8 protein-coding genes are annotated in these 10,541 nt (G+C 72.4%); 6 read left to right on the top strand and 2 right to left on the bottom strand.

Annotated features, from left to right (window positions below; translation table 11 throughout):
* Positions 1-89 precede the first annotated feature (89 nt).
* Positions 90-1,448 carry a M1 family metallopeptidase gene (locus ABZS42_RS01470; RefSeq protein ID WP_355141383.1) on the top strand — a complete coding sequence of 453 codons (1,359 nt, stop codon included), beginning with the start codon at positions 90-92 and terminating at the stop codon, positions 1,446-1,448.
* 216 nt (positions 1,449-1,664) lie between these two features.
* A complete protein-coding gene (locus ABZS42_RS01465; RefSeq protein WP_355141326.1) occupies positions 1,665-3,119 on the top strand; it encodes a M1 family metallopeptidase in 1,455 nt (484 codons plus the stop codon).
* Between the two features lie 155 nt (positions 3,120-3,274).
* On the opposite strand, the gene ABZS42_RS01460 is transcribed toward ABZS42_RS01465, so the two are convergent.
* Entirely contained in the window at positions 3,275-4,390 is a 1,116-nt protein-coding gene (locus tag ABZS42_RS01460) for an LCP family protein (protein WP_355141324.1), read from the bottom strand.
* A gap of 141 nt (positions 4,391-4,531) precedes the next feature.
* On the opposite strand from ABZS42_RS01460, the gene ABZS42_RS01455 reads away from it, so the two are divergent.
* Positions 4,532-6,217 (top strand): GMC family oxidoreductase, encoded by a 1,686-nt coding sequence (locus tag ABZS42_RS01455; protein WP_355141322.1) that lies wholly within the window; start codon positions 4,532-4,534, stop codon positions 6,215-6,217.
* Positions 6,218-6,299: 82 nt separating this feature from the next.
* Entirely contained in the window at positions 6,300-7,853 is a 1,554-nt protein-coding gene (gene guaA, locus ABZS42_RS01450; RefSeq protein ID WP_355141320.1) for a glutamine-hydrolyzing GMP synthase, read from the top strand.
* Between the two features lie 7 nt (positions 7,854-7,860).
* Here guaA and ABZS42_RS01445 read toward each other — a convergent pair whose 3' ends face one another.
* Positions 7,861-8,232, bottom strand: coding sequence for a PspC domain-containing protein (locus ABZS42_RS01445; RefSeq protein ID WP_355141318.1), 372 nt, complete (start codon positions 8,230-8,232; stop codon positions 7,861-7,863).
* Between the two features lie 144 nt (positions 8,233-8,376).
* Between ABZS42_RS01445 and ABZS42_RS01440 the strand changes: the two genes are divergently transcribed.
* Together ABZS42_RS01440 and ABZS42_RS01435 are read left to right on the top strand one after the other, a co-directional pair.
* Positions 8,377-9,324 carry an NUDIX domain-containing protein gene (locus ABZS42_RS01440; protein ID WP_355141317.1) on the top strand — a complete coding sequence of 316 codons (948 nt, stop codon included), beginning with the start codon at positions 8,377-8,379 and terminating at the stop codon, positions 9,322-9,324.
* 125 nt (positions 9,325-9,449) lie between these two features.
* Entirely contained in the window at positions 9,450-10,349 is a 900-nt protein-coding gene (locus ABZS42_RS01435) for an NUDIX domain-containing protein (RefSeq protein WP_355141315.1), read from the top strand.
* Positions 10,350-10,541: the final 192 nt, after the last annotated feature.

Raw genomic sequence — 10,541 nt, 5'->3', positions numbered from 1 at the left:
GCCCGTCCGGAACGGTCACCGCGATGTCGTACGTGGCCTTGTCGGACGGGTGGTCGTTGACCGGGAACCAGGTCGCCGCCGCGTTGGCGGTGCTGCTCGCGGCGAGCGGCTGCACCCCGTCCGATGAGGACGGCGCGTTCCGGCCGGGCAGCGCGGACGCCGGCGACCCGTACGTGCCCGGGTACGGCAACGGCGGGTACGACGTGGCGCACTACGCCCTGGACGTGCGGTACGACCCGGCGACCGACCGGCTCACCGGGCAGGCGGTGCTGACCGCGACCGCCACCCAGGGGTTGTCCCGGTTCAACCTGGACCTCGCCGGACTGGACGTCGACCGGGTTGTCGTCGACGGCGCCACCGCCAAGCACCGGCGGACCGGAAACGAGCTGGTGGTCGAGCCGGCCCGCGGGGTGCCTCGCGGCGCCCGGTTCACCGTCGAGGTGGCGTACGCCGGGGTGCCCGCCCCGGTCACCGACGGCCCGCTCGGCTCCGGCGGTTTCCTGCACACCGACGACGGCGCGATCGCGCTCGGCCAGCCCGACTCGGCGGCGACCTGGTTCCCGGTCAACGACCACCCGTCCGACAAGGCCACGTACGACATCGCGGTGACCGTTCCGGACGGGCTCGCCGCGCTCAGCAACGGCGTTCCCGGCCCGAAGTACAGCGACGGCGGGTGGACCACGTGGCGCTGGAGCGAGCGATCGCCGATGGCGAGTTACCTGACCACGCTGGTGATCGGCGACTACCGGGTCAGCACCGGCACGCACGAGGGCCGGCCCATCGTCACCGCCGTTCCGTCGGGTGAGCCGCCGAACGGCCCGGCCGCCGCCTCGCTGGCCCGCACCGGCGAGATCGTCGACTTCCTGGCCGGCCGGTTCGGACCGTACCCGTTCGAGGCGTACGGCGGTGTGGCGGTCGCCGACGAACGCATCGGGTACGCGCTGGAGACCCAGTCCCGGCCCGTGTACGGGCCCGGCTTCTTCGCCGACGGCCGCCCGGACCCGAATGTGGTGGCGCACGAGCTGGCCCACCAGTGGTTCGGCGACAGCGTCTCGTTGAGCCGGTGGAGCGACATCTGGCTGAACGAGGGCTTCGCCACGTACGCCGAGTGGCTCTGGGAGGAGCACGACGGCGGTCGGAGCGCGCAGCAGACGTTCGAGGCGCAGTACGCGACCACCGACTGGACGCGGCCCTCGGTGGACCCCGGCCGGGAGGCGATGTTCGGCACCGCCGTCTACCAGCGCGGCGCGCTGGCCGTGCACGCGCTACGGCGTACCGTCGGCGACGACGCGTTCTTCCGCATCCTGCGACAGTGGACGACCGAGCGGCGGGACCGCAACGGCACGACGGCCGACCTGGTCGCCCTCGCCGAGCGGGTCTCCGGCCGGCAGTTGCGCTCGCTCATGGACGCCTGGCTGATCAGCGGCAGCGCACCCGCCCTGCCCTAGGACCCGTGCCGGAAGCCCCGGTCGAGCCGGGGGTTTCGACGAACGACCCCACGTCACCCGTTGCGGCGCGGGCTGCGCCCGACCCCGGCCGCGTGGCGACGACGCGATCGATCCTCGGTATCCTGCCGCGAGCGGACCGGGCGACGGCGCCGACGGTACGGGTCTTACGGCGGCGGTCGGGCGGGGTGCCCACCGGCACTTCGAAAGGACGAGGCGATGAGGCAGCTACGGCGGTCTCTGCGGGCGCATGTCGGTCTGCTGCTGACCGGGGCGTTGCTGGCCGGGTGCGGCTCGACCCCGGACGCGGCCGAGCCGGCGGTGCCGCCGTCGCAGCCCGCCGAGCGGCACTTCAAGCCGGGCGCGGCGGGCGCGGGCGACCCGTACTTCCCCAGCTACGGCAACGGCGGTTACGACGTCGGCCGGTACACGGTCAAGGTCCGGTACGACCCGGCGAAGGACCGGCTCACCGGCACCACCACCGTGCACGCCTCGGCGACCAGTGACCTGTCCGCGTTCAACCTCGACCTGGCCGGACTGACCGTGCGCTCGGTGACCGTGGACGGTGTCGCGGCCAGGCATTCGCGTAAAGGCGACGAGCTCACGGTGACCCCGGCGAAGGGCCTGATCGCGGGCAACGGCTTCGTGGCGGAGGTCCGGTACGACGGCGAGCCGGAGCAGTTGGAGAACGAGCTGCTCGGCGGTGGTGGCTTCGTCCACACCGAGGACGGTGCGATCGCGCTCGGCCAGCCGGAGTCGGCGAGCACCTGGTTCCCGGTCAACGACCACCCGTCCGACAAGGCCACGTACGACTTCGAGATCACCGTGCCGGAGGGGCTCACGGCGGTCAGTAACGGGGTGCCGGGCGAGAAGGTCAGCCGCGCCGGTTGGACCACCTGGAAGTGGGCCGAGCGTGCCCCGATGGCCAGCTACCTGAGTTTCGTGGTGATCGGCAAGTTGCGGGTGACGACCGGCAAGCACAAGGGACGGCCGATCTACAGCGCACTCCAGACCGGCGTGCCGAAGGGGGCAGCGGACGACTCGATCGCCGAGACCGTCAAGGTCGCCGACTACCTGGAGACCGTGTTCGGCCCGTACCCGTTCGAGGCGTACGGCGGCGTGGTGATCTCCGACCCGCGGATCCGGTACGCGTTGGAGACGCAGTCCCGGCCGGTCTACTCCGCCGACTTCTTCCGGCAGGGGGTCAACACCGAGGTCGTCGCGCACGAACTGGCCCACCAGTGGTACGGCGACAGCGTGGCGTTGACCCGTTGGCAGGACATCTGGCTCAACGAGGGGCTCGCCACGTACGCCGAGTGGCTCTGGACCGAGCACGGCGGCGGCCGGAAGGTCGAGGAGTCGTTCGCCTCCGGCTACCACGGTTCGTCGGGTCAGGTCTGGCGTACCCCGCCCGGCAAGCCGGGGGTGGAGAACCTGTTCAGCAACTCGGTCTACCAGCGGGGCGGGATGACCGTGCACGCGCTGCGGGTGGCCGTCGGCGACGACGCCTTCTTCGAGATCCTGCGGACCTGGTCGGCGGAGATGCGCAACGGCAACGGCAGCACCGACGAGTTCATCGCGCTCGCCGAACGTGTCTCCGGCAAGAAGCTCGGCAAGCTCTTCGACGCCTGGCTCTACGGCACCGAACGCCCCGCCGAACCCAAACCCCTCTGACCGCCCACTGCGCCACCTCGTGCCGCGCCGTTGATCAAGAGGTTTGCGGCGGAGTCGATCTCAATCGCTGCCGCAAACCTCTTGATCAACGGGGAGGGCGGGGGGGGAGGGGAGGGGGGGACGGGAGGGGGCCGGAGGGGGCGTGAGGGGCGGGGTTAGGGGGTGATGCGGAGGTTGGGGTTCTTGGCGAGGTAGGCGTCGGCGCGGGCGGCGCGCAGCTCGCTGAGGAAACGGCGGCCGACCGAGGTGAGTTGTTCGCCGCGGTAGCCGCTCCCCGAGCCGACCGATTTTCCGGGTAGGCCGACCAGCGCGAGCCGGTCGGCGGGAAGACCACCCAGGGCGTACGCGATGTCGATCAGTTTGCGCCCGCCGACGTAGATCAGCGTGTCGCTGAGCGCCTCGACGACCTGCTGCACCCGGTCCGGGTCCCGGGCGAGCCCCTGGTCGAGGATCTTGCCGACGAGTGCTCGGATCAGTTGCTGCTGGTGGCGCTGCCGGCTGTAGTCGCCGCCGGGGATGTAGCGCTGCCGGGCGTAGTCCAGCGCCTGCCACCCGGTGAGGTGGCGGTTGCCTTTTTCGTACACCATCTGTGGGCCGGTGTAGCCGCCCGGCGCGCTCTCCCGGTGCCGACCGTCGGGCTGCCGGTGCCGGGAGGCGACCCGCTGGTCGATGCGGATGTCCACCCCGCCGAGGCTGTCCACCAGCCGGTCGAACCCGGCGAAGGTGACCACCGCGCCGGCGTCGATGCGCAAGCCGGTGTAGCCGCTCACCGTGCTGCGCAGCAACTCGTACCCCTGCGCAGCGCTCGGTTGCTTGGCGTGGCCGGGCACCCGGCTGCCGTAGCTCATCGCGTGGGTCAGTTTGGTCCGCCCGCCGCGGTAGCCGGCCTTGGGGAAAGCGGGGATGTCGACCAGCAGGTCGCGGGGGAGCGAGAAGAGGTAGGCCCGGTCCAGTCCGCGCGGCACGTGCAGGACCAGCACCGCGTCGGCGTGCGGCTCCCAGCCGGGGACGCTGACCCGGGTGTCCACCCCGACCAGCAGGAGGTTGAGCGGGCCGGTGATGTCGGCGCCCGGCGGGGGTGGCGGCGAGCTGGGCGTCGCGGCGGGCGTGTTCGTGGCCGACGTCGGCGCCGGCGCGGCGCCACGCTCCGGGCTCGACCCGCCGACCAGGCGGCTGATCACCACACCGCCCGCCGACACGAGCACCACTGTGGCGAGCAGCAGCCCGATCAGCAGGCGATTACGACGACCCGCACCCGATCCGAGGCTCATCCGGCCTCCTTCCACCCCTACTGGAACAACGCTCCGACGGGTGCCGCGGGTTGCGGCCGGGGCGCCGATGCGGCGGGTGCAGAGCATGATCGCGCGTCCTCGGCTCTGGCGCGACGGCTACCGGCGGGTAATGATGCGGGAATGCGGTACGACGTGCTCGTCATCGGATCCGGCTTCGGCGGCAGCGTCACCGCGCTACGGCTGACCGAAAAGGGATACGCCGTCGGCGTCGTGGAGTCCGGGCGGCGCTTCGCCGACGACGAATTCCCCCGTACGTCGTGGCGGGCGCGACGCTTCCTGTGGGCGCCGGGACTCGGCTGCTACGGCATCCAACGGATCACGCTGCTGCGGGCCGCCGACCGGCGGGCCGGCGGTGGGGTGCTGGTGCTCTCCGGCGCCGGTGTGGGCGGCGGCTCCCTGGTCTACGCGAACACCCTCTACGAGCCGCTTCCCGCGTTCTACACCGATCCGCAGTGGCGGGACATCACCGACTGGCGCGACGAGCTGGCCCGCCACTACGACCAGGCGAAGCGGATGCTCGGCGTCACCGCGTACCCGAGGGACACCGGCGCGGACCGGGCGATGCGGGCGGTGGCCGAGCAGATGGGGGTGGGGCGGACCTTCCACGCCACCCCGGTCGGCGTGCACATCGGGCGACCCGGCGAGCGGATCGCCGACCCGTACTTCGGTGGCGTCGGCCCGGAGCGCACCGGCTGCACCCACTGCGGCTCCTGCATGACCGGCTGCCGGGTCGGGGCGAAGAACACGCTGGTCAAGAACTACCTGTGGCTGGCCGAGCGGCTCGGCGCGCGGGTACACCCGCTCACCACGGTGACCGCCGTACGCCCCCACCCGGAGGGCGGGTACGAGGTGCACACCGTCCGGACCGGTGCCCGGCTGCGCCGGCGGCGGCAGGTGATCCGGGCCGACCAGGTCGTCTTCGCCGCCGGGGCGCTCGGCACCCAGCGGCTGCTGCACGAGATGAAGGGCACCGGCGCGCTGCCCGCGCTCTCGCCCCGGCTCGGCGAGCTGACCCGCACCAACTCGGAGGCGATTCTGGGGGCGTCGGTGCCCGGCCGGCAGGCCCGGGCCGCGGGGCTCGACTTCACCGAGGGTGTGGCCATCACCAGTTCGTTCCACCCCGACGCGCAGACCCACATCGAGCCGGTCCGCTACGGGCGGGGCTCCAACGCGATGGGACTGCTGCAGTCGCTGCTGGTCGAGGGCGGGCCGCACCGTGTGCGGCGCTGGTTCGGCACGCTGTTGCGCCAGCCCGGCAGCACCGCCCGGTTGATCTCCGTACGGCGCTGGTCGGAGCGGACCGTGATCGCCCTGGTCATGCAGTCGGTCGACAACTCGCTCACCCTCCGGTTCCGGCGCGGCCGGCTGGTCAGCGGCCCCGGGCACGGCACCGCGAACCCGGCCTGGATTCCGGCCGGCCACGCGGCGGCCCGGCTGCTCGCCGAGGAGATCGGCGGTACGCCGGGCGGCGCGCTGACCGAGCCGTTCGACATCCCGGTGACGGCGCACATCCTTGGCGGGGCGGTGATCGGCGCGACCCCGGCCGACGGGGTGATCGACCCGTACCACCGGATCTTCGGCCATCCGGGGCTGCACGTCGTGGACGGGGCGGCCGTCTCGGCGAATCTCGGGGTGAATCCGTCGCTGACCATCACCGCTCAGGCCGAGCGGGCCATGTCCCTCTGGCCGAACAAGGGCGAGGAGGACCCCCGGCCGCTGCTCGGCGAGCCGTACCGGCGGATCGACCCGGTCGCACCTCGGCAACCGGCGGTGCCGGCGCACGCTCCCGCGGCGCTGCGACCGTAGCGTCAGGCCGAAAAAGGGGACGTCCCGGTTCAGCGCGGGGCGCGGCCAGGGTCGGCCGTGACAGTGGGTAGGCTTTGGCCACATGAGCACGCCTCGCCCCGTCCTCGTGGTGGACTTCGGAGCCCAGTACGCCCAGCTGATCGCGCGCCGGGTACGTGAGGCGAAGGTCTACTCCGAGATCGTCCCGCACACGATGCCGGTCGCCGAGATGCTGGCGAAGAACCCGGCCGCGATCATCCTCTCCGGCGGCCCGGCCAGCGTTTACGCGCCCGATGCCCCGCAGGTCGACGCCGGCATGTTCACTGCCGGAGTGCCGGTCTTCGGCATCTGCTACGGCTTCCAGGCGATGGCCCGGGCGCTCGGCGGCACGGTGGCGCACACCGGCAACCGTGAGTACGGCGGCACCCCGTTGCAGGCCCGCCCGGACTCCGGCGTGCTGCTCAAGGATCTCCCCGCCGACCTGCCGGTCTGGATGAGCCACGGCGACTGCGTGACCGAGGCGCCGGACGGCTTCACGGTGACCGCCGAGTCCGCCGGGGCGCCGGTCGCCGCGTTCGAGGACCTGGCCGGGCGGCGGGCCGGCGTGCAGTTCCACCCGGAGGTCGGGCACACCGCGCACGGCCAGGAGATGCTCACCCGCTTCCTCTACGAGATCGCCGGCATCGAGCCCACCTGGACGCCGGAGAACATCATCGACGAGCAGGTGGCCCGGATCCGCGAGCAGGTCGGCGACAAAGAGGTCATCTGCGGCCTCAGCGGCGGCGTCGACTCGGCGGTCGCGGCCGCGCTCGTGCACAAGGCCGTCGGCGATCAGCTGACCTGCGTCTTCGTCGACCACGGTCTGCTCCGGGCCGGTGAGGCCGAGCAGGTCGAGAAGGACTATGTGGCGGCCACCGGCATCAAGCTCAAGGTGGTCGACGCGCGGGACCGGTTCCTGGGTGCGCTCGCCGGAGTGACCGACCCCGAGCAGAAGCGCAAGATCATCGGCCGGGAGTTCATCCGGGTCTTCGAGGCCGCTGCCCGGGAGATCGCCGCGCACGGAGACGTCGAGTTCCTGGTGCAGGGGACCCTCTACCCGGACGTCGTCGAGTCCGGTGGCGGCACCGGCACCGCCAACATCAAGAGCCACCACAACGTCGGTGGGCTGCCGGAGGACCTCAAGTTCGCCCTGGTCGAGCCGCTGCGGGCGCTCTTCAAGGACGAGGTCCGCGCGCTCGGTCTGCAGTTGGGGCTGCCCGAGGCGATGGTCTGGCGTCACCCGTTCCCGGGTCCGGGTCTGGCCATCCGGATCATCGGTGCGGTCGACGAGGAGCGGCTCGCCCTGCTCCGCAAGGCGGACCTGATCGCCCGGCAGGAGCTTACCGCCGCCGGCCTGGACCGGGACGTCTGGCAGTTCCCGGTGGTGCTCCTGGCCGACGTGCGCAGCGTCGGCGTGCAGGGTGACGGGCGCAGCTACGGGCATCCCGTGGTGCTGCGCCCGGTTTCCAGCGAGGACGCGATGACGGCGGACTGGTCCCGGCTGCCCTACGACGTGATCGTGAAGATCTCCACCCGGATCACCAACGAGGTGGCCGAGGTCAACCGCGTGGTGCTGGACGTGACCAGTAAGCCGCCGGGCACCATCGAGTGGGAGTGATCCCGGCTCAGCCTGCGGCCGGCGGCACGGGCCCGCTCGGCGGGACCGGGACGGTGGCCTGCGGGTAGGCCGGCGCCGGGGCGTACCCCGGCGGGGCCGTCTGCGCCGTGGGAGGCGGCGGCTGCGGCGCGGTGCCCGCGGGGTACGGCCAGGCGGGGGCGCCGGACGGCTCCTCGGGCATCAGGAACCACATGATCAGGTACGCCAGCAGCGACAGCCCGCCGGTGAGCAGGCCGGTGACCGCGAAGGCCACCCGGATCAGCGTGGGGTCGACGTTGAGGTAGCGGCCGAGGCCGCTCGCGACACCGGCCACCATGCGGTCGGTGGTGGGTCGCCGGAGCTGCTTGTACGGGGTCTGCGGAGGGGTGTTGGTCGTCATGTCTCCACCCTCCGTGCCCGGCGCCTGGACGGCCTCGGTGAGCGCCCGGATCTATACCCTGACGGTCCCCTGAGTCGGCAGCTTTGAGTCAGCAATCTGACTCTTTTCGATGCCGGTAACCTGCCCGGGGGAGAATTTTCTCCCGTGACCACCGCGCTGACGCCGCTCCGCAGGATCGCGGCATACGCAGTTTGTGCTGATTCGGCCGACCGGGTTCTGCTGGTCCGCGCATCACAGCGCTCCGGCACACCCGGCACCTGGTCGCTGCCCGGTGGGGCGGTCGACCACGGCGAGGACCCCAACCACACGGTCGTCCGGGAGACGGCGGCCGAGACGGGCTTGTCGGTGGCCGTGACCGGGCTGCACGACGTGCTGGCGGACATGCGGGCCCTGCCCGAGCGGGGGATCACGATCCACACCGACCGGCTCATCTACCGGGTGTCGGTGCGCGGCGGGACGCTCACCGACCGGGTCGACCGGCCGACCGACCTGGCCCGGTGGTTCACCCGCGAGGAAGCCGCCGAGCTGCCGCTGCGGTCGTTCACCGCGCGTGCCCTCGACCTGCCCGCCTCCTCGGGCGACGTGGTTCCCGAGGAGCCGCCGGAGTTCCCGTCGTTCTACGCGGCGCCCGGCCCGGACGGGCTGCACCGGGCGCAGCGCTTCGCCGCGTACGCGGTCTGCACCGACCCGGAGGGCCGGGTGCTGCTCACCCGCGTCGCCGACGGCTATCCCGGCGCCGGCTGCTGGCACCTGCCCGGCGGCGGTACGGACTACGGCGAGCAGCCCGGCGCGGCGCTCATCCGCGAACTGGTGGAGGAGACCGGACAGGACGGGCGACTCGTCGAGCTGCTCGGGGTGGCCAGCCACCGGGACGCCGCCTCGCTCGGGCCGGAGGGCTACCCGATCGACTGGCACGGCGTACGCGCCTTCTACCGAGTGGTCGTCGACCGGCCGGCGCCGCCCACCGTGGCCGACGTGGGCGGTTCCACCTGCGAGGCCCGCTGGTTCGCTCCCGCCGAGCTGGGCGCCCTCCCAGTCGAACGCCTCACCGAGGTCACCGCCGAAGCCGTCCAAGCCGCCCACCTCACCTAACCTCCATCCCCTCCCTCTCCCCCCGAAGGTCACCCCGGTGATCATGAAGTTATTGTCGGGACACGCCGGATGGACGGCGATAACTTCATGATCGACCCAACGGAACGCGGGGCGGGGGCCACGGCATGCAGCAGCGGCGGCAGGTGGGCGCGTACGGGCTCTACCGGGACGACGATCGAGTGCTGCTCGTACGCGGCTCGGCCGGCGCCCAGTTCCCGGGCGTCTGGCACCTGCCCGGCGGCGTCGTGGCGCACGCCGAACACCCCGCGCACGCCGTGCTTCGCGAGGTCACCGCGCAGACCGGGCTGACCGTCGAGGTGGCCGGGCTGCGCGCGGTGGTCGCCGACGTGATCCCGTTCCCCGAGGCCGACGTGTCACTGCACACCGACCGGCTGGCCTTCGACCTGACCGTGACCGGGGGCGCGCCGCGCGACGGGCGGGCCGGGACGACCGACTCGACCCGCTGGTTCACGCCGCAGGAGGCGGCGGCGGTGCCGCTGATGCCGTTCACCGCCGAACTGCTCGGCCTGCCGGTCGAGCCGCTGCCCGCCGGGCGGGCCGACCCGTCGTCCTTCCCGCCGCTCGGCGACCGCCGCCTGCGCTTCGCCGCGTACGGGCTGGTCACCGACCCGCACGGTCGGGTGCTGCTCACGAAGATCGCCGATGGGTACCCCGGCGCCGGGCTCTGGCACCTGCCCGGGGGCGGTACCGACCACGGCGAACAGCCCGTGCCCGCGCTCCTGCGCGAGCTGGTCGAGGAGGCCGGCCAACTCGGCCGGGTGATCGAGCTGATGGGCGTGGACAACCTGCACAACCCGGCCGCGCTCGGGCCCGAGGGGCGTCCACTGGACTGGCACGGGGTGCGGGTGATCTACCGGGTGGTGGTCGACGCGCCCACCGAGGCCCGGGTCACCGAGGCGGTCGGAGGCTCGACCGCCGGCGCCGACTGGTTCATGCCCGACCGACTCGACGACCTGCCGTTGACCGAGGTCGCTGCCTGGGCCACCGGACGACGGGGAAGATGAGCCCCGCCGCCCGAGCCGCCTCTGGCCGTCTGGGCTACAGTCGAGGTAGGGAATGATGGATAACGGGCGATGAGGCCCTGGTTGCGAATGACAGAGCTGTCTGAGCGGAATATGGAGATATAAAGCCCTCGGACAGCTATCGCCAAGCGCCGTTCCCTGTGCAATGGTGTACTCCGCACAACGGCTGCCGGG

Source organism: Micromonospora sp. NPDC005367 (genome assembly GCF_040606825.1).
Taxonomy (GTDB): domain Bacteria; phylum Actinomycetota; class Actinomycetes; order Mycobacteriales; family Micromonosporaceae; genus Micromonospora.
Note: the sequence above shows the minus strand (reverse complement) of the source record. Positions and strands in the feature narration are given on the sequence as shown.

Excerpts from the sequence above, each read along its gene's own strand:
- ABZS42_RS01465 (WP_355141326.1), top strand. The coding sequence starts at position 1,665 with ATGAGGCAGCTACGGCGGTCTCTGCGGGCGCATGTCGGTCTGCTGCTG.
- ABZS42_RS01460 (WP_355141324.1), bottom strand. The coding sequence starts at position 4,390 with ATGAGCCTCGGATCGGGTGCGGGTCGTCGTAATCGCCTGCTGATCGGG.
- ABZS42_RS01455 (WP_355141322.1), top strand. The coding sequence starts at position 4,532 with ATGCGGTACGACGTGCTCGTCATCGGATCCGGCTTCGGCGGCAGCGTC.
- guaA (WP_355141320.1), top strand. The coding sequence starts at position 6,300 with ATGAGCACGCCTCGCCCCGTCCTCGTGGTGGACTTCGGAGCCCAGTAC.
- ABZS42_RS01445 (WP_355141318.1), bottom strand. The coding sequence starts at position 8,232 with ATGACGACCAACACCCCTCCGCAGACCCCGTACAAGCAGCTCCGGCGA.
- ABZS42_RS01435 (WP_355141315.1), top strand. The coding sequence starts at position 9,450 with ATGCAGCAGCGGCGGCAGGTGGGCGCGTACGGGCTCTACCGGGACGAC.